This is a genomic window from Comamonas sp. GB3 AK4-5 (genome assembly GCF_041320665.1).
GTDB lineage: Bacteria > Pseudomonadota > Gammaproteobacteria > Burkholderiales > Burkholderiaceae_C > Comamonas.
Window position 1 is genome coordinate 705,061 of the sequence record NZ_CP166730.1, and the last position, 20,696, is coordinate 725,756.

Below are 20,696 nucleotides of genomic sequence, written 5' to 3' on the forward strand. Positions count from 1 at the left end.
GTTTAGAGGCGCCCATACGGCACTTGATGCTTTGTTGCGCTCCCTGGCCGTATGCAGATGCTGCCTGCGGGCGCGCGCCGCGCCTGAAGTCCCGTCTGGGCGTTGTGCGGGAGAGGGCTCTGGGGCCGAAGGGCTGCTTAGGCCCGCTCCGGCGGACATCCAGATACTTTGCAGCAGAGCTTCTCGCTAAGCCGACACCGTGCCCATGGCTTGGCGCGTGTCCTCGGCCTGCTGCTGCAGCCAGTCGGAAAAAGCCTGCACCTCCGGGCGCTGGGCGCTGCGCGGGCCGGTCAGCAGCCAGTAGGCCAGGGGGGAGTCCAGGCGCTGCTGCGGAAAGACTTCTACCAGCCGGCCATCGCGCAAGGCTTCGGCCACCAGGGGCAGCCGGGTCAGGGCCAGGCCCTGGCCGGCCAGGGCGGCCTGCACAATCTGGTGGGCATAGCGCAGATACACCCAGCGGCGGGGCTGCAGGGCGGCGCAATCCTGGTCGCGCAGCCAGCGGTGCCAGCTCAGCCACTGCAGATGGGGGTGCTGGTCAGCATCGGTGGCTTCAATCAGGCTCCAGTCGACCAGGTCTTGCGGTTGGCGCGGTGCGCTGGCGGATTGCAGCAGCCAGGGGCTGGCGACCACCGCCAGTTGCTCGCCAAACAATGCCGTGGCGCTGCGCAGTGCGGCCGTGGGGCGGCTGTAGCGTATGGCCAGGTCCACATCGGTGGTTTCCAAATCCACCAGGCTGTCGGTGGTGTCCACGCGAATGTCGATATCCGGGTGCTGGCGTTGAAAGTCTTCCAGCCGGGGGATCAGCCACATGGCCGCAAAGCTGGCCCAGGTGGTGATGGACACGCTTTTGCGGCCGGCGTTCTGGCGCACATTGCGCACGGCGGTATCTATGCGCTCCACCGCCGGGGTCCAGGCCCGCAGCAACTGGGCGCCGGCACTGGTCAGCTCCACGGCGCGGGTGTGACGCAGAAACAAGGACAGGCCCACCTCATCTTCCAGCCCCTGGATTTGCCGGCTTACGGCCGATTGGGTCAGGGACAGCTCCTCCGCCGCCGCTCGGAAGTTCAGATGCCGGGCCACGGCCAGAAAGGCGCGCACATGGCCGATGGCAATCGGGCGCGTGCGCAGGGGCAGAGAAGGGCTGGCAGAAGGAACGAGAGGCATGCTGGAAGAGCCAGGGGCGAGAAAGACGGCCATGTTACGCACAGCCTGCCGGGACGCCAACCCGGCAGTGTGCTGTGTCGTTCCCAATGGAGGGCGACAGATACCTGTGGGCGGCGGATAATTCCCCGCTTTGGCATGCAGCGCCCGTCTTGGCAGGGGCTGTGCCTTCACACCATCCCATTTCCATCGATATGACCGTGCAACTCGACCTCATCATCATGGCCGCCGGCAAAGGCACGCGCATGAAAAGCCGCTACCCCAAGGTATTGCAAAAGCTGGCGGGGCGCGCGCTGCTTTCGCATGTGCTGGACCAGGCTGCGCAGTTGCAGGCCCGCTCAGCCGTAGTGGTGACGGGGCATGGTGCTGCACAAGTGGAAGCAGCCATCGCAGGCGCACAAAGCGCTGCATCCGGTTTTGACCTGAAGTTTGTGCGCCAGGAGCCCCAACTGGGTACCGGCCACGCCGTGCAGCAGGCCGTGCCCGCTCTGGCCGGTGATGGCATGGCCATCGTGCTGTCGGGCGATGTGCCGCTGACCCAGGCAGACACCTTGCAAGGCCTGCTGGACGCCGCAGGCCAGGACAAGATGGCCTTGCTCACCGTGAGCATGCCCGACCCCACGGGCTATGGCCGTATCGTGCGCAACGCGGCGGGCACGGTGCAGCGCATCGTGGAGCAAAAAGATGCCAGCGAGGCGGAGCGTGCCATCACCGAAATCTACAGCGGCATCATGGCCGTGCCGGTGAAACACCTCACCCAATGGCTGTCCCGTCTGAGCAATGACAACGCCCAGGGCGAGTACTACCTGACCGACATCGTCGCCATGGCCGTGGCAGACGGCGTGCCCGTGGTGGGCCACCGTATCAGCGATGTGCTGCAGGTGGCGGGTGTGAACAGCCCGCTGCAGCTGGCCGAACTGGAGCGCGCCCACCAGCAGCGCCAGGCCCGCCAGTTGATGGAGCAGGGCGTGCGCCTGGCCGATCCGGCGCGCTTTGATGTGCGTGACGATGTGCGTGGCAGCAAGGCCGATCTGCGCTGCGGCCAGGATGTGGACATTGACGTGGGCTGCATCTTCACCGGCAAGGTCACCATTGGCGATGGTGCGCAAATCGGCGCCTACTGCCACATCAGCAATGCCAGCATTGCGGCCGGCGCAGTGATTCACCCCTTCACCCATATCGATGGCGAGCAAGCCGGTGCCAGCGTGGGCGAGGGCGCGCTGATTGGCCCGTTTGCCCGTCTGCGCCCCGGTGCGCAGCTGGGCCGCGAGGTGCATATCGGCAACTTTGTGGAGGTGAAGAACTCCACCCTGGCCGATGGCGCCAAGGCCAACCACCTGGCCTATCTGGGCGATGCCACCGTGGGCGAGCGTGTGAACTATGGCGCGGGCTCCATCACCGCCAATTACGACGGATCCAACAAGCACCGCACGGTGATCGAGGCCGATGTGCACATCGGCAGCAACTGCGTGCTGGTGGCGCCCGTCACCATCGGTGCCGGCAGCACCGTGGGAGGCGGCTCCACCATCACCAAGAGCACCGAGCCAGGCTCGCTGAGCGTGGCCCGGGGCAAGCAGATCAGCAAGGCCAACTGGCAGCGCCCGGTCAAGCAAGCCAAGGCCTGAACCATGCAGCAGCCCGAATCCGCCGCGACAACCGCCGACCTGGCCAGCCAGCTGGCGCAAAGCCAGCAAGCGCTGGCCCAATTGCGGGGCGCCCATGAAGGCCTGCTGCGCGCGGTTTCGCACGATTTAAGGGCGCCGCTGCGGCACCTGACCTCGTTCGCCCCGCTGCTGCGCGAGGCTGTGGAGCAACTGGCCTCCCTTGCGCCGGGCGAAGCCGCTGAAGAGGCCCAGGAATTCCTGGGCACCATGGAGCAGTCCGCCCGCAAGATGGGGCGCATGCTGGAGCGGCTGCTGCAGCTGGCCCATGCGATCCAGCAGCCGCTGGCGCTGCAGGCCGTGGATGTGGGCGCCATGCTGCAGGCCTGCGCGGCCCCGGTGTCGCAGCCGCACACGGCGCAGCCTGCGTTGCTGCGGGCCGATCCTGCGGCCCTGCGTGTGGTGCTGACCGAGTTGTTGGGCAATGCCACCAAATTCAGTGCAGGCCGGCCGCAGCCGCAGGTGAAGGTACAGCTCTCCATGCCCGCACCGCAGCTGTGGCATATCGAGATCCGTGACAACGGCGTGGGCTTTGACGCGGCACGCATGGACACCGCGTGGCCACCGTTTCAGCGCATGCACCGTGACAGCGATTTCGAGGGCGTGGGCTGTGGCCTGGCGCTGGCCCATCGCCTTGCCCAGCGCCATGGCGCCCGGCTGCAGCTGCAGGCCCAGCCTGGCGAAGGGTGCACCGCCGTGCTGGCCTGGCCGGCAGCGCTGTAACCCAGCGAGGGCAGCGCGCAAGCGCTGCTCCTCTACGGCGCTGGGGGAGGCGGGCGGCGGCTCAGGGAGTGCTATTTCTGGGCGGCATCCAGCACGGGCAGCAAACTGCTGAACTTGGCCCGCTTGGTGGCAAAAAACGTCTTCACATTGCGCACATTGGCATGCTGGGAAAAAAGGCGCTGCGACAGTGCCAGGTAGGCGGGCATGTCCCAGCAATGCAGCACCAGCACAAAGTCCGGCCCCGGTGCCACGCGCCAGCATTGCTGCACGGCGTCTTCGGCCACGGCCAGGGCCTCGAAGGCGTCCATGGCTTCGGCGTCCTGGCGGTCCAGGGTGATCTCCACCAAGGCCTGCAGCCCATGGCCCAGTTGTTGGGCCAGGCGCTCGGGTTGCACCAGGGCCACGGTGCGCTCCAGCAAGCCCAGGGTCTGCAGGCGGCGGACCCGGCGCAAACAGGTAGGCGCCGACAGGCCCCACCGCTCGGCCAGCGCCTGGTTGCTCAGGCTGGCATCGCGCTGCAATGTGTCTAGCAGTTGCAAGTCGGTGGCATCCAGAGGATAGAGTTCGTTTTTTTCTTTCATTTAAATAAAACTAAAGAAATTAAATTTCGTTTGTAAGTTTTTTGGAATTTTAATTTCATTATCCATGTTTTTATTTTTTGAAAATTTCGTTTCACTGCTTCTACCATTCCGCATCCATTTCAACCGGAGTTCTGTCCATGTGTGGCATCGTCGGCGCCGTCTCTACCCGCAACATTGTTCCCCTGCTGGTGCAGGGCCTGCAGCGTCTGGAATACCGGGGCTATGACTCCTGCGGCGTGGCGGTGCACCGCCTGGTGTCGGGCAGCCCCATCAGCCAGGGGCTGCAGCGCGCGCGCAGCACGGCCCGCGTGGCCGAACTGCTGGAGCAGGTGCAGACCGAAGACCTGCAAGGTCTGACCGGCATTGCCCACACCCGCTGGGCCACCCATGGTGCGCCAGCGGTGCACAACGCACACCCCCATTTCAGCTACGGCCCGGGCCTGACGGTGGAGTCGGGCAAGCCGGCCCGCGTGGCCCTGGTGCACAACGGCATCATTGAGAACTACGAGCAGCTGCGCGCCCAGCTGCAGGAAAAAGGCTATGTCTTTGCCAGCCAGACCGACACCGAGGTCATCGCCCATTTGCTGGACAGCCACTACAACGGCGATTTGTTCGAGGCGCTGAAGGCCACGCGTGCCGAGCTGCATGGCGCTTATGCGCTGGCCGTGATGCACAAGGACGAGCCCCACCGCGTGGTGGGCGCGCGTGCCGGCTCGCCATTGATTTTGGGCGTGGGCGTGGACAACAGCGAGTTCTTCCTGGCCAGCGATGCCATGGCTCTGGCCGGCGTGACCGACCAGATCGTTTACCTCGAAGAGGGCGATTTGGTGGATCTGCAGCCCGGCCGTTATTGGATCGCTGCCAAGGATGGTCATGTGGTGCTGCCAGAGCAGCGCCCAGTCAAGACCGTGCACGCCCACAGCGGTGCGGCCGAGCTGGGCCCCTACCGCCACTACATGCAAAAGGAAATCTTCGAGCAGCCACGCGCGATTGCCGACACGCTGGAAGGCATTGTCAACATTGCCCCCGAGCTGTTCGACGGCGCCGATGGCACGGCCGCCTGGCGCGTGTTCAAGGACATCGACAGCGTGCTGATCCTGGCCTGCGGCACCAGCTACTACAGCGGCTGCACCGCCAAGTACTGGCTGGAATCCATTGCCGGCATCCCCTGCAATGTGGAAGTGGCCAGCGAATACCGCTATCGCACCAGCGTGCCCAATCCCAAGACGCTGGTGGTCACCATCAGCCAGTCTGGCGAGACGGCCGACACCCTGGCCGCACTGCGCCACGCGCAAAGCCTGGGCATGACCAACACCCTGACCATCTGCAATGTGTCCACCAGCGCCATGGTGCGCGAATGCAAGCTGGCCTACATCACGCGCGCAGGGGTGGAAATCGGCGTGGCATCCACCAAGGCCTTCACCACACAGCTGGCCGGCCTGTTCCTGCTGACACTGGCCCTGGCCCAATCCAAGGGACGACTGACCGAGGAGAAAGAACAGCATTACCTGACCGCCATGCGCCACCTGCCCGTGGCACTGCAGGCCGTGCTGGCGCTGGAGCCCCAGGTCATCAGCTGGGCCGAAGACTTTGCCAAGATGGAAAACGCCTTGTTCCTGGGCCGTGGCGTGCACTACCCCATTGCCCTGGAAGGCGCGCTCAAGCTCAAGGAAATCAGCTACATCCACGCCGAAGCCTATTCGGCCGGCGAGCTCAAGCATGGTCCGCTGGCGCTGGTGGACAACACCATGCCCGTGGTGACCGTGGCGCCCAACGACGAGCTGCTGGAAAAGCTCAAAAGCAATATGCAGGAAGTGCGTGCGCGCGGCGGCGTGCTGTATGTGCTGGCCGATTCCAAGACCAATATCGAAAGCGCCGAAGGCATGCATGTGATTCGCATGCCCGAGAACTACGGTGCGCTCAGCCCCATCTTGCACGTGGTGCCGCTGCAGCTGCTGGCCTATCACACGGCCGTGGCACGCGGCACCGACGTGGACAAACCACGCAACCTGGCCAAGAGCGTGACGGTGGAGTGAGGCTGCGGGGCCTTGCAAGGCCTTTCAGTTATGAAAAAAGCGCTCCATCGGAGCGCTTTTGATTGGCGCAGGGGCACCGCAATGCAGTGACCCTGTGGGGCGTTTAGACCAACGAACAAAACCCTTGGTACGTCGTTGTTCAGCCTTGTCGTGCCCTGGTACTGCCTGCGGCTTCACACCTCGTCTCAAGCGTAAATCTGAGATTTACTGGGTTTGGTTGGCCGGTCTTACTGCGTCGTATCGACACGCAGCTTGTAGGCCACGCCGTCGCGGCCGGGGTCTGCTCCGCCGTGCAGGCCATCGGCTTGCACCTGCACACCATGCACCCAGGCAATCGTGTAGTTATAGGGGTTGCGGCCAATGCTGTAGCCCAGATTCTCCAGCGCGCGCGTGGTGTAGCGCGGGATGCGGTTGCACACGTCGATGGTATTGCTGGTCGAAGAAAAACGCGGCGCAGAGACTGCGGCTTGCATTTCCATCTGGTGGTCGATCACATTCAGCAGCACATGCAGCACGCCCATGGCGATTTGCGTGCCGCCGGGTGCGCCCAGTACCACGTCAAGCTGGCCGTCCTTGAAGGTCATGGTCGGGCATGAGGCGGTGAAGCGGCTCTTGCCCGGTTTGATGCTGCCAGCGCGGCCCGGGCGCGGGTCGAACACGCCCATGCAGCCGTTGTACTGGAAACCCATGCCCGGCGTGATGATGCCGGAGGGCATGGCCAGCGAGTGGGTCATGGACACGGCATTGCCATCGGCATCGACCACGCTGAGGTGGGTGGTATCGCGGGGCACCGGGGCGCCAGGGTTGACGCGCTCGATGCTGAAGCGCTGGCCGGCGCGGATCTGGGTCGCAACCTCGCGGGCCATGTCCTTGGAAAGCAGCTGCTCCAGGGGAACTTCAAAGAACTTGGGGTCGCCAATGCAGCGGTCCTTGTCCGTCGTCGCCTTTTTCATGACCTCGCACACCAGCTGAATGTATTCCGGGCTGTTGTGCTCCATGCCGCGCAGGTCGAAGTTCTCCAGGATGTTCAGCATCTCCAGCAGCATGGCGCCCCCACCGGGCGGCTGGTTGGTGGTGATGGTGCGATCTCGGTAGCTACCCACCAGCGGCTGGTTGCGTGTCACCTGGTACTGCGCCAGGTCTTCAAGTGTGATCAGTGCACCCAGCGACTGCAGGTGGCTAACCATCTTCTGGGCCAGATCGCCGTGGTAGAACGGGTGCGAGCCTTCTTCGGCCACCTGGCGCAGCACGCTGGCCATGCCCTGGTTGTGCAACGGCGTGCCAATGGCCTTGGGGCGGCCATCGGGGCGGCAGTAAAGCTGGCGGCTTTCTTCGCAGTACTGCAGGCGCTCCAGATTGCCGACGCGGCCCATGGTGGGCTCGTCAATCCAGAAGGCATGCATGCCGGGGCGCACAAAGAAGCCGTCTTCCGCCCAGCGGATGGCGGGCTCCACCACCTGCTTCCACGGCAGGCGGCCATGGGCCTGGTGCATGGCCTCCAGCCCTTTGAGCGTGGCGGGTGTGCCAATCGACTGGGGGCCTATGTCGTTGACACGGCCTTTGAGGATGAAACCGAAACCATCCTTGGTTTCTCCCTCCAGCAAATGCTCCCACATGTCTTCGCGGGCAGCGAGGGGCGCAGGCGAGTGGAAGTCGAAATACTCGTGCACATTCTTGCCCGGCATGTAGACGGTGCCGGTGCCAAAGCCCGCAATGCCGCACATGATGGGGTCGACCACGGTTTGCGCCAGTGCCGTGGCCACGGCGGCGTCCACCGCATTGCCGCCGGCACGCAGGATTTCAATGCCCGATTCGGCAGCCTCGGGCTGCGGGCATACGACTATTGCTTCTTTTTTCATAGCTTTCAAGCAGATACCCCGCAACGCGGGGCGGGCAGCAAAGCGCTGCGGGTTATTTGGCGCTGAGGTTCAGCTTGTTGAGCGTGGGCCCCCAGGCCTTGGCGTCGCGCACCGTGGTCTCTATCACCAAAGAGGCAGGACCTGCGACGGGGAGCACGCCCAGCGTGCCGAGCTTGGCCAGCACGTCGGGGTTTTTGTGGAAGGCTTCAGTGGCTTTGTTGAGCTTTTCCACAATGCCTGCCGGCGTGCCTGCGCGCGCGACCACCGCGCTCCAGCCCATGGTGTCAAAGCCCTTCACGCCCAGCTCGCTCAGCGTGGGCACATCGGGCAGCTCGGGCATGCGCTGGGGCGAGAGCACGGCCAGGGCATTGAGCTTCTTGGCCTTGATATGCGGCAAAGCTGTGCCGTACACGGGGGCCATTACCTCGGTTTGGCCGCCCATGGTGGCGATGACGCCGTCGGCCTCGCCCTTGTAGGGGATGTGTGTCATGGAGATGCCCAGTGCGTCGGCCATCAGTTCCACGGCCAGATGGGTCGAATTACCCAGACCGGCCGATGCGAAGTTCAGCTTGCCAGGCGCTGTCTTGGCCTTCTCGGTCAGCTGCTTGAGCGTCTGAATGCCGGTGGCGGGGTTGGTCACCAACGCAAAGGAGTTGGTGCTCAACATGGCCACGCCCGTGAAGTCCTTTTCAGGGTTGTAGGGCAGAGGCTTGTAGGTGAACTGGTTGAGCACCATCAGCGAGACGCTGCCATACAGCAGGGTGTAGCCGTCAGCGGGGGCGTTCAACACATTCTGCGCGGCAATGAGGCCACCGCCTCCGGGCTTGTTTTCCACCACGATGGTGGCCCCCATGGCGCGCCCCGCATGCTCGGCCCACAGCCGGGCGATGGTGTCTGAACTGCCGCCAGGGGCTTGCGAGACCACCAGCTTGATCGGCCGGTTGGGGTAGGGCGTTTCCGCCTGGGCTGCCAGGGTGGCGGTAGTGGCAATGGCAAGCCCAGCGAGGAGCTTGGTGAGGTGGTTCAGCGTAGGGGACACAAGCAATTCCTACCAAACAAAAAAGAGGGGGGAGTCATTTCATTGTCATGAGGATTTCGCCATGCTCCTAGTGAAAAGGCACAATGGATACATGAAGGTTTACTCATGATTGAACAGCCAGGAGGACTTGCCTGGGCCCGGCGCCTCAAGCTGCGGCATCTGGAGTCTTTTCTCGTGCTCGACGAGGCTGGCACCCTGACCCAGGCCGCACAGCGGCTGCATATGACGCAGTCGGCCATGTCCCATTGGTTGGCCGAGCTGGAAAGCGATGTTGGCACCCCACTGGTGGTGCGCGGGCGTCGCATCCAGCTCACCGCGGCAGGCCATTTGCTCAAGCGGCTGGCGCAAGGGGTGCTGGGGGATGTGGCGCGTACCGGCATTGAAATGCGTGCGGTGGCGGCAGGGCGTGTGCCCCGGCTCAATGTGGGCAGCGTCTGGGCGGGCATTGCCGGTGGTTTGCCCGAGGCAGTGAGCGCATTCCAGCTGCGCCATCCCGACGTCGCGGTGGCCATCCACGATGGCCCCTTTGACAACCTGCTCAAGGGGCTGGAAACCCATGCCATGGATGCGGTGGTGGGCGTGCTGGATGCACGTGCCCACCGCGCAGGGCTGGAGCACCGCGTGCTGTTCGAGGACCGCGTGGCCATTGTGATCGGGCGGGGCAGCAAGTACTGGCAGCATACGGGGCGCCTGGATCTGGCCGATGTGCTGCATGAGCAATGGGTCATGCCGCCCACGGGAACGCTCACCCGTATCCAGATGGATGCCTTTCTCATCGAGCAAGGGGCCTCCTGGCTGCTGCCCAAGGCCGAAACCGCTTCGCTGGCCATGATGCAGGCCTTGCTGCACAAGGGCGACTATGTGGGCGTGTGTTCGGAGTCCATGGCGGACTACATGGCTTCGCTCAACGTGTTTCGCAAAATTGCCATCGACTCCAGCATCCGCTTTGGGCCCATCACCGTCATGTGGAGCCGCGAGCACGCCAGCGCGACCTTGATGGACTTTGTGCAGTGCCTGGAGGAAAGCGCTGCAGGAAGGCATCTGGGACGCTAGCCAGAAAGTCTTGGTCAGCGCGTTTTGACGCGCTGACCATGGCTTCGGTGCTGACTTTAATGCCCCAGCCTTCTTCATGAGGCCCATGCCGTATGTCGCAATAAAATCTTTCATGGAGCCAAAGCCGATTGACATTTTTAATAAATAAAGTCATCAAACCTGGCGGCGGCGCCAATGCGGGGAAACCCTTGCTGCCTTAGTATCGTTTTGTAAATCTCTGTGCGTGTGTCGTACGACATGCGGACATCTCTCGGACAAAACGGAAAAAACTATGGCCAGCACGACCGTTCTCGTAACGCAATTGACAGGAACCGCTTGGATTCGCGACACGAATGGCAACCTCACACCGCTGCGTGAAGGTATGCGGATTCCGGCGGATGCCGAGGTGGTGACTGCTTCGGGCAGCACGGTGCAGTTGCAGGCCGATGGGCAGCCGCCTTTGACCCTGGGAGAGAACCAGGATGTGGCGCTGAATGCGGAGCTCTTCGATGACGTGCCTGCAGCCGACGCCGCTGTGGCGGCTGCGGTGCCGCCCGAGCTGGAGAGTCTGGTCGCGCGTCTCAATGCCGGGCAAGACCCGTTGGAGGAGCTGGACCCCACGGCAGCCACCATGCAAGGTGGTGGTGGTGGCGGCAGCACTTTTGTGCGTTTGAACGCCGTGCTGGAAGCCACGCTGCCATTGGCGCTGGCCTACCCCCGCCCAGGGGATGAGCTGGTGGAAGACCGCCGAGGTGGCGAGGCCGGAACCACCCTGCCGCCGTTGTACGAGGGCACGTTGACGCTGAGCTCCCAGCCCCAGGTAACAGAAGGCGGCAAGATCATCGTGACCGCGACGGTGGACCGTGCGCCCCGTGGTTCTGATCTGGTCATTACGCTGAAGACGGGCGAGACCATCACCATCAAGGTGGGCCAGACCACCGGCTCCGTGGAGATTGCAACGCGTACCGACGACGCCTATTTGCAAGGCACCGACCACCATGTCTTTGAGGTCGGCACTACCACGGGTGGAGGCTACGACAGGCTGGATACGACCAGCACCACCAGCACGAATGTGGTGGATGACCAGGACGCCACCGAGATCGTGCTGACTTCCGATGCGCAGGTAGTGGAGGGCGGCAAGATCACCATCACGGCCACGGTGGACAAGGCGCCCCAGGGCTCGGACCTGGTGATCACGCTCAAGACCGGTGAACTCATCACCATCAAGGTGGGCCAGACCACGGGCAGCGTGGACGTGCCCACCCGTACCGACGATGGATTTCTGCAGGGCACGGACACCAAGACCTTTGCAATCGACAAGGCCAGCGGCGGCAATTACGAGGCACTGGACACGAGCAGCACCACCCACACGGATGTGGTGGACGACGAGGACGCCACTAAGATTGAGCTGAGCTCGGACAAGAGCGTGACCGAGGGCGACAAGATCACCGTCACGGCCACGGTGGACAAGGCGCCCCAGAACTCGGAGCTGGTGATCACGCTCAAGACTGGTGAAGTCATCACCATCAAGGTGGGCCAGACCACGGGCAGCGTGGACGTGCCCACCCGTACCGACGATGGATTTCTGCAGGGCACGGACACCAAGACCTTTGCAATCGACAAGGCCAGCGGCGGCAATTACGAGGCACTGGACACGAGCAGCACCACCCACACGGATGTGGTGGACGACGAGGACGCCACCAAGATCGAGCTGAGCTCGGACAAGAGCGTGACCGAGGGCGACAAGATCACCGTCACGGCCACGGTGGACAAGGCGCCCCAGAAATCGGACCTGGTGATCACGCTCAAGACCGGCGAGATCATCACCATCAAGGTGGGACAAACCACGGGCAGCGTGGATGTGTCCACCCGTGCGGACGATGGATTTCTGCAGGGCACGGACACCAAGACCTTTGCAATCGACAAGGCCAGCGGCGGCAATTACGAGGCACTGGACACGAGCAGCACCACCCACACGGATGTGGTGGACGACGAGGACGCCACCGAGATCGTGCTGACCTCGGACAAGAGCGTGGTGGAGGGCGAGAAGATCACCGTCACGGCCACGGTGGACAAGGCGCCCCAGAACTCGGACCTGGTGATCACGCTCAAATCCGGCGAGATCATCACCATCAAGATGGGGCAGACCACGGGCAGCGTGGACGTGTCCACCCGGGCGGACGATGGCTATCTGCAGGGCACGGAAAAGCAAAGCATTGGAATTGCCAAGGCGGAGGGCGGCAACTACGAGGCACTGGATACCAGCAGCACGACGACGACCAATGTGCTGGATGATGCTGACGTGGTGACGGTCAAGCTGAGGGCGACGGAATCGACCATCGAAGATGGTGGATCCATCGTCTACACCGCCAGCCTGGTGGATGCCAAGGGCAACCCGGTCACCACGAACAACGCCATCACGGTGACGCTGAAAAATGGCGAGGTGATCACCATTGCGGCGGGTACCAGTGCGGGTGAATCCAAGCCGGTGCCGGTGGACCGTGATGATGTCTATGTGGAAAAGGACAGCATCAGCAACCAGATCAAAACGATCAGCGAAGCCAACGAAGGCCAGGTTGGTGCCTTTGAAAAACTGGTGGCAGACAAGACTCCGGCGATCACCGAAATCCTGGACGACAGCGACCCCGTTTTTGCGCAAATCCATGTGGACAAGTCGGCCGTGTTTGAAGGCGGTGCCCTGGTCTATACCGTGAGCCTGGTGGATGCCGATGGCAAGCCGGTCAAGGTGGCGGATGGCAAGAGCGTGACCATTTCGCTGGACTGGAGCGGTGACGCGGCCAATAGTGCGGATGTCGGCAAGCTGCCCAAGACGGTGACCATCGATGCAGGGAAAACATCTGCTGATTTCACGGTCAAGACCATTGCTGACAAGGTGGATGAATACCGCGAGACCCTGACGGTGACCATCTCCGTCGTCAAAGACCACGACGGCGTCACCAAGGGTTTTGAAGACCTGCAGATCAGCCAGACGGATGCCGGCGTCAGCAGCACGGTGGTGGACAAGCCGTCCATTTCCGGGCAGATCACGGTCTATGAAAAAGGACTGACCAGCACGGCGGACACCTCCGAAAGCGCCTCCGGCATCTTGAAGGTGTCTGCGGGCTCGGGGCTGGACCACATCAAGATCAATGGCGAAGTCATTGCGCTGGCCGATCTGCAAAACCTGGGCGCAGGCAAGACCATCACCATCGCCGGCCATGGCGAGTTGACGATCACAGGCTTTACGCCTACCGCTTTCGTGGATGGCAAGGCCGTGGCTTGGGACATCAGCTACAGCTACACACTGACGGATGCCCAAACCCATGCAGCGGGTCAGGGCGCGAACGAAGCCCTGAAGAACATTGCTTTGGAAGTGGTGGCCAAGGGCGCAGATGGCACGGGGACCGAATCATCCAAGGGCGTGCTGGGCGTGATCGTGGTCGATGATGTGCCCACCATCGAAACCGAAGCCGGGGTGCAGGAGCCTGTTCTGACCACCGACGACGCCGACCTGAAGGGCGGCAAGACCGACAAGGACAGCGTGGATTTCTCCACCGCCTTTGTGATCAAGAACTCGGACTTTGGCGCAGACAAGGGCCAGGGTGCCAACATCAGCTGGAGCTATGCGCTGAGCGTGGTCAACGGCGCGGATTCCGGCCTCAAGAGCGGTGGCCAGACCATCATCCTGCAGCAGCAGGGTGACGGGAAAATCGTAGGTATCGTTGATGGGGCTGGCGGCAAGGAAGTGTTCAACGTCACGGTGGATGCCTTCGGCAAGGTGACGCTGGAGCAAACCGGCGCCATAGACCACAGCAAGTCGGACAGCAGCGACTACAAGAGCGACACGCAGCACATGCTGGACGAGCTGGTCAAGCTCACCGGCACGGCCACCATTACCGACAGCGATGGTGACAAAGCCAGCCACAGCACCAGCATCGACATCGGTGCCAATCTGGTGTTTACCGATGACGGCCCCAGCATTGGTGCGCCTCAAGACGGTCGTGTGGAGGAGAAGAACCTGGCCACGGGCACCGAGGCCAATGCCGGCCCGACCGTGGTGACGGGCTCATTGGCTGTGGACTTTGGTGCGGACAATGCTGCGGGTGCCAAGGCCTATTTCACCGAGGAAACTGTTAAGCAACTGCAAGACCTGGGCTTGAAGTCCAACGGCAGCGCCTTGGGCATCACTCTCAAGGACGGTGTGATCATCGCCAGGGCTGGAGGTGAAGAGATCTTCCGTCTGGAAATCACCAATGCCACCACCAACAATGCCGGCTACCAATTCACGCTCAAGGGCGCGCTGGACCATGTGGATGGCAGCGGAGTGCAGGTCAATGTGCTGGATCTGCCCATCAGCTTTGAAGCCCGGGACAGCGATGGCGATACGGCCCAGGGCAAGTTCCAGGTCACCGTGGTGGACGATGTGGAACGCTCGGAGCTGACCATCACCGTGAACGAAGACAGCCAAGCCACTTGGTCAGGCAACACCTTTGTTCTGGGTGCCGACGTGGCCGCCAGCGAAATCAAGTTGCTGGCCGCAGATGGCAGCCAGCTTCAGGGTGTGCCAGATGGCAAGGGCGGCACGAAGTACACCACTGGCCATGGCTTGCAGGGCACGGTGACCGTCAACAAGGACGGCAGCATCAGCTATGTGCCCAGCAAGGACTACAGCAACCAGCTGCAAGGGAAGGATAAGTACGCGGCGGACGAGCTGAAGTTCTCCATCCTCAAGGACGATGGTTCCACCATTCACGGCACGGTCAAGGTCAATGTCAACGCCGTGGCCGATGCGCCGGTGCTGGACAAGCCGACATCGGTCACGACCGACGAAGATGTCGCCGTGGCACTGCGCCTGAAGACACCGACGACCAGCGATGCGACCGACCAGAGTGCGGGTGCTGGCGACAATCCCGAGCGGTTGGGGGCCATCAAGCTGAGCGGCTTCCCGGATGGCGCAAAGCTGCTGGATGCCGCTGGCAATGTGGTCTACGAGTTTGTGGGTGGGAAGACCTCCATCACCATCAAGCTCTCCAACGGCAACCACACCAGCGACAGCACCAGCGATGCGATACTTTCGATGACCAAGGAGCAGTTCGAGGCGCTGAAGGTGCTGCCACCGGCTGAAAGCGGTGCCAACTTCAAGGTGACGGTCAGCGTGACCAGCTATGAGGTGGATGAGAACGGCGCCAAACTGAGCAGTGTGAACGGCAAGCCGGGCTCCACCACGGTGGAGGTCAAGGTGCATGCCGTGACCGACCCCATCGAACTCAAGATCAATGGTCAGGATTCCCATGAACTGACGATCAAGGAAGACAGCAGCTACAACCTGACGCCGCTGCTCAAGGTCAATCTGGACGTCGGCAAGGATGGCAACACCACGGCCGACGTGGATGGCAGTGAAGTGCGTTGGCTGGCAGTGACGGGCCTGCCCGTGGGCAGCTATGTCAACGGCACGCTGATATATAGCACCACCCAGGTGGTGAACGTTCACATCACTAGCAAGGACGCCAGCAGCCTGCCGGATATCAAGGTAACGCCACCCCAGGACTTCAGTGGTGATATCAATGGCATCACGGTGACGCTCAAGTCCCAGGACAAGGACCCCGATGGTGCGAAGGAAAATGGCGAGGTTCTGAGCGACGCTGTCACGCTGAATCTGCATGTCACGCCAGTAGCCGGAGATGTGGAGGTCCGTCACCCCAAGGCGATCCCCGAAGACACGGAAGTGGCCTTCATGGCCGGCGTGCGTGTGACCGACACCCATATGGTGGGCGGCACCGAGGTCATCACCAAGGTGCAGTTTGAGCTGCCGGATGGCTGGGCGCTGACTGGGCAGCCAGTAGCCGGTTTGGCAGGTGGTGCAGTTTGGACCCTGACGGGCTCGGGCACCCATGCTGACCCCTATGTGATCCAGTTCAGCGCTGGTTCCGAGGCCAGCCGTGAGCAGGTGCTGAGCCAGTTCAAACTTACGCCGCCCGCACACAGCAGCAAGGACGCGACGGTGGACCTGTCCATCACCACGGTGGACACCTCGACTGTCAATGGCCAAGCCGTCAGCGACGAAAAGACCGTCACCAAACCGGTGGAGATCACCGTGACACCGGTGGCCGAAAGCACGGGCAACAAGGATTCGGACGGTAACGGCACCCCTGACTTGACCGTGCCGACCGAGCACCATGTCTACGACTTTGTGGGCAAAGAAGACACGGTGTTCGATTTGAATATCGAATCGGCCGCTTTGCTGAACAAGGCCGGATGGAAGAACGAAGACGCGGACGAAACCACCACCGTGCTGCTGACGCCGGTGAAGTTGTCGGCCGATGGGTCAAGCAGCAGTCCGGCCATTGGTTCGGTCTTTACCTGGGATGGCGGATCCGCCACCTACAACGGCAAGCCCATCGAGGTACCGCTGGAGGCCTTGGCCAGCCTGAAGTTCCAGGCGCCCCACAACGACGCGGGTACCTTCCAGATCCAGTTCCAGGCCAAGACCTATGACTACGACGACGACCACGAAGGCAGCGGCACGCCCGATACTGCAGTGTCCGACGCGGGAAGCCTGACCATCAAGGTAGCGCCGGACGCCGATCTGGCCGCCCTGTCGGTCAAGCCGGCGCAAGGGCTGGAAGACACGGCAATTGCCCTGTCCATCCGCCCCTCCAGCTCGGATGATTCGGAAACCTTTAACGTCAGCATTGCCAAGATCCCGGCCGGTGCCACCCTGCACTACAACGGCGTGGACATCACGGCCGATACCACGGGTGTGGCCGGCATTGAAGTGGTCAAAAACGGTAGCACCTGGTCGGTGGTGATCACGGACTTCCAGCAAAGCGCTGGGCTGAGCGTGACGCCGCCCACCAACAGCAACGTCGACTTCGGACTGGAAGTGAAGACCCAGACCGTGGATGCACTGAATGGCTTTGACACCAGCACCGGTGCCTGGAGCAATGTGCAGACCTTGCCCGTCAAGGTCGTTGGCGTAGCCGACGATGCCAGCCTGGAGGCCAAGGCGCACAGCTATACCGAGGCCGATCTGGACAGCGGCGCTGCCAAGATCACGCTGGGCGACATGATCGAGAGCGTGCACCAGGTGGATACGGATGGCTCCGAAAAACTGAGCTTCCAGATCACGGGTCTGCCGGAAGGCTTCTCGTTGGAAGGCGCTCGCTATCTGGGCGGCAGCGGTGCAGACCGTGTCTGGGCCGTGGATTCGGAGGCCGCACTCAAGGCCATCACCATCACGGGGCCGGAAAACTTCAGCGGCACCGTGTCGGTGAAGGTGACGCCGGTCACCACGGAAAACGACGGCGACTGGAAGGCCCATGCCACGCAAACGCTGGTGGCCATCATCACGCCGTCACCGGAATCCACAGGTTCGGTCCATACGACCTTGTACGAGGATCGCGAGTCTGCGGTCAACTTCTCCATCCGCGTGCCGGAAGGGGAAAACGAAACCCTGACCCATGTACACATAAAGGTGGAGGAATTCACCGACAAGGGCTTCCAGCTGTTCCTGAATGGCAAGCCCCTGGACGCCGCAGGTGTGAAGGTGGTCACGGATGCGCAAGGTGGCAAGTGGTATGTGCTGGATGCCAAGCAGGCCGGACAAGTGACTGCCCAGCCGACCACGGAGAACAAGGCCGACAACCAGGCCGATGCGCCCGAACTCAAGTTCACGGTCAAGTACGAGGTGACGGACAAGTCCAGCGATGGCACGGTAGACCCCGTGACCAAGCTGGGCGATGCCCAGGACTACCAGCTGCATGTGAAGCCGGTGACCGATCAGGTCGGCGTCCACCTGGATGGCATCACCTCCGACACCAGCGGCGGCGCCAGCCTGGTGACTGATACCTCAGGCTCCGTGCCCAGCGTGACGCTGGGAAGCGCAGGCAGCTTCCAGGTGGGGATTGTGTTGGACTCCCCCGACCAGGACGGCAGCGAGTCCCTGATTCAGGTGCTGGTGACGGGCGTGCCCAACGGCTTGACCGTCAATGGATTGACCATTGATGGCGTGCCTGTCGGTGTCGCGCACCAACTGGACAACGGTAAGTGGTTGGTGGACGTGACGCCTTCGCAACTGGCACAGTTCAATGCGACAGTGAATGGCGGCGCCATCGACGCGAAGTTGTCTTTCTCTGCGGGCTCTGGACTGGTCGACCACGCGAATGCCACGATTGGCATTCAGGTGATCAGCCATGACAAGGGGGCCGAAAATCGGCCCAGCGCTTCCACGCAGTACGAGCTCAAGACGGACTACACGGGTGGTAACACGGGTGGCGAGCCCGGCGCGCCGGTGCAGCTGGACTTTGCACAGAACCCGAACTTCGTGGGCAAGGAAGATGCGAAGTTCACACTGGGCGACCTGTTTGATGCAGCGATCAGCCACAACCCGAACGGCCAGGATGTGGCCTTCACGCTGAGCCTGAAGCTGCCGGCCGGCACCACCATCACCCAGGATGGACATGCGCTGCAAGCCATCAAGGTGGGCGATGATGATGGTGCGGAAGTGCTGTGGCTGATCTCCGGCACCGCCAAAAACACGGCAGAGCTGGAAGCCTTGCTCAGCAAGGTGGAGGTCACGCCGCCAAAGAATCTGAATGACCACTTCGGTGGCATGTCGATCGATGCGACCTTTGCCGGTCATGTGCAGTCCACGGGCGCGCAGACCGTGGTGAAGGTCAATGACAAGGTGGCCCTGACCCCCGAGACCGATGGCGTGAACGCTGCAGTTTCGCTGTCTGCCGCCGATGCCCATGGCGTGCCGACGGGCGAGCATCCCAAGGAGGGAAGCGACATTGCCATCCAGGTCGATCTCAGCCGTGGTGTCGATGGTCCGTCGCTGTTGAATGGCACCATGGTCATCAAGCTGACCGAGGGTGGTGGCTTCAGCGGTGGCAAGCTGTTCTATGGCGACACCGAGCTGACCCCGGAAAGCGATGGCAGCTACAAGCTGACGCTGGACGCTGCGACCCAGAACGCCTTGCTGAACGGCAGCAGCACCAGCATCACGGGTCTGCACTACCAGCCGGCCGATGGACAGAAGTACGTCAATGGCAGCCTGCAGGTGGAAGTCTCCGTCCAGAGCAAGGAGCAAGGCTCTGTCTCGGAAGGCTGGGTGAATAGCGAAGGAAACAGCGGCACGGTGGTGACCGACAAGATCAACAACAGCTTCGAGTTCACAAGCGTGGGCTCCAACGACCCCTACCAGAACGGTGATGTGGGTACGGTCAAGGGCAGCGAAAACCAGACCGGAACCAGCCTGATCACGCTGGATATTTCCGGCAAGTTGCTGGATGCCGATGGCTCCGAGCAGATCCACACGGTGACGCTGGAGCACCTGCCCAATGGCTTTTTGGTGTTCTACACGGATGCCAATGGTGCGGTGGTGCAGGCCGTCAACACCGGCTCCAACTGGAGCATTCCGGTGGATGGGGCTAAGTTCCCCGTCATCAGCATCCAGGCACCGCAGAACTGGAGCGGTACCTTGGACAACCTGGAGCTGCGCGTGCTCAGCGGTGAGCGCAGCAATCCCGAAAGCCAGCGTGTGGATACCGCCACCTTCCAGCTGGAAGTGGCCCCCAAGGCCGATGGTTTCGAGACCGATACGCCGGTGGTGGAGCAGTCCTTTGGCCGTGAGGGTGACATCATTGCCCTCAATCTGAATTTGGCCATGAAGGATAGACAGTCCGCAGGTGCCGGTGACAGCTCGCAGGAAACGGTGACCCTGACCCTGACGGGTCTGGGTGAGCATGCCAGCTTCTATGTGGGCAGCACGCTGCACACGGCGAGCTACGACAAGGCAACCGATACCTATACGTTGAATGGCTTGAGCCAGAACGATCTGGACCACCTGGGCTTTATCCAGGCCAAGGATGCCTTGACCGACCAGAACGGCGGTGCAGCCGGCCTGCAGATCGGCTTCACGGCCCACACCGTGGATGGCAGCGACGCCTCGCACACCATCTCTGGCAGCTTCGACCTCACCTTGAACAGCCAAAGCGGAGCCGGTGTGGTGCTGGAGGATTCGAGCAGCAACCATGGCAATTTGATCGGTGGCTCCGGCAACGACACCTTGCTTGGCGGCGCGGGCGACGACATCTTGCGTGGTGGTGCTGGTGACGACCGCCTGGAAGGCGGCAGCGGCAACGATGTGCTGATCGGTGGTTCCGGCAACGACACCCTGATTGGCGGCTCCGGCAATGACACCTTGATTGGTGGTGAAGGCGATGACATCTTTGTCTGGAAGCAGGGGGACGAAGGCGGAAAGGGCCTGAACCTGGCGGCCAAGGACGTGGTGACCGACTTCGGCAATGGCCGTGATGTGCTGGACCTGGCAGACCTGCTGCAAGGCGAGAACGCGGAGAACCTGGGCAAGTACCTGAGCTTCAGCAAAGAGGGTAACGACACGGTGCTGCGCATCTCCAGCTCCGGTGACTTCAACCATGAGGACCCGGGCTCGTTCACCTCCAAGGTGGACCAGCAGATCACCTTGCAAGGGGTGGATCTGCTCAATGGCAGCTCGTCCGAAGACCTGGTCAGGCAGATGCTCAGCGATGGGCGCCTGAAGGTGGACCAGGTCTAAAGCGGGGGCCCTGGCCGCGGTGGCA

General features: G+C 62.4%; 9 protein-coding genes. 5 read left to right on the plus strand and 4 right to left on the minus strand.

Features of this window, described 5'->3' with window-relative positions:
• Positions 1 to 186 precede the first annotated feature (186 nt).
• On the minus strand, positions 187 to 1,164 hold the full coding sequence (locus tag ACA027_RS03105; protein WP_370680940.1) for a LysR substrate-binding domain-containing protein: 978 nt from the start codon (positions 1,162 to 1,164) through the stop codon (positions 187 to 189).
• A 191-nt stretch (positions 1,165 to 1,355) separates the two neighbouring features.
• On the opposite strand from ACA027_RS03105, the gene glmU reads away from it, so the two are divergent.
• Positions 1,356 to 2,786 carry a bifunctional UDP-N-acetylglucosamine diphosphorylase/glucosamine-1-phosphate N-acetyltransferase GlmU gene (gene glmU, locus ACA027_RS03110; protein WP_370680941.1) on the plus strand — a complete coding sequence of 477 codons (1,431 nt, stop codon included), beginning with the start codon at positions 1,356 to 1,358 and terminating at the stop codon, positions 2,784 to 2,786.
• A 3-nt stretch (positions 2,787 to 2,789) separates the two neighbouring features.
• Positions 2,790 to 3,545, plus strand: a complete 756-nt coding sequence (locus ACA027_RS03115; protein ID WP_370680942.1) for an ATP-binding protein — start codon at positions 2,790 to 2,792, stop codon at positions 3,543 to 3,545.
• A 71-nt stretch (positions 3,546 to 3,616) separates the two neighbouring features.
• On the opposite strand, the gene ACA027_RS03120 is transcribed toward ACA027_RS03115, so the two are convergent.
• The gene (locus tag ACA027_RS03120) at positions 3,617 to 4,126 is read right to left on the minus strand and encodes an Lrp/AsnC family transcriptional regulator (RefSeq protein WP_370680943.1); all 510 of its coding nucleotides are present in this window, start codon (positions 4,124 to 4,126) and stop codon (positions 3,617 to 3,619) included.
• Positions 4,127 to 4,263: 137 nt separating this feature from the next.
• Between ACA027_RS03120 and glmS the strand changes: the two genes are divergently transcribed.
• Positions 4,264 to 6,162: a glutamine--fructose-6-phosphate transaminase (isomerizing) gene (glmS, locus tag ACA027_RS03125; protein ID WP_370680944.1), complete on the plus strand. Its 1,899-nt coding sequence runs from the start codon at positions 4,264 to 4,266 to the stop codon at positions 6,160 to 6,162.
• Between the two features lie 227 nt (positions 6,163 to 6,389).
• On the opposite strand, the gene ggt is transcribed toward glmS, so the two are convergent.
• Positions 6,390 to 8,021: a gamma-glutamyltransferase gene (ggt, locus tag ACA027_RS03130; RefSeq protein WP_370680945.1), complete on the minus strand. Its 1,632-nt coding sequence runs from the start codon at positions 8,019 to 8,021 to the stop codon at positions 6,390 to 6,392.
• Between the two features lie 52 nt (positions 8,022 to 8,073).
• Positions 8,074 to 9,060 carry a Bug family tripartite tricarboxylate transporter substrate binding protein gene (locus ACA027_RS03135; protein WP_370680946.1) on the minus strand — a complete coding sequence of 329 codons (987 nt, stop codon included), beginning with the start codon at positions 9,058 to 9,060 and terminating at the stop codon, positions 8,074 to 8,076.
• 105 nt (positions 9,061 to 9,165) lie between these two features.
• Here ACA027_RS03135 and ACA027_RS03140 point away from each other — a divergent pair, with 105 nt between their 5' ends.
• Both ACA027_RS03140 and ACA027_RS03145 read left to right on the plus strand, forming a co-directional pair.
• The gene (locus ACA027_RS03140; protein WP_370680947.1) at positions 9,166 to 10,113 is read left to right on the plus strand and encodes a LysR family transcriptional regulator; all 948 of its coding nucleotides are present in this window, start codon (positions 9,166 to 9,168) and stop codon (positions 10,111 to 10,113) included.
• Positions 10,114 to 10,384: 271 nt separating this feature from the next.
• Positions 10,385 to 20,671, plus strand: coding sequence for a retention module-containing protein (locus tag ACA027_RS03145; RefSeq protein WP_370680948.1), 10,287 nt, complete (start codon positions 10,385 to 10,387; stop codon positions 20,669 to 20,671).
• The last annotated feature ends 25 nt before the right edge of the window (positions 20,672 to 20,696 follow it).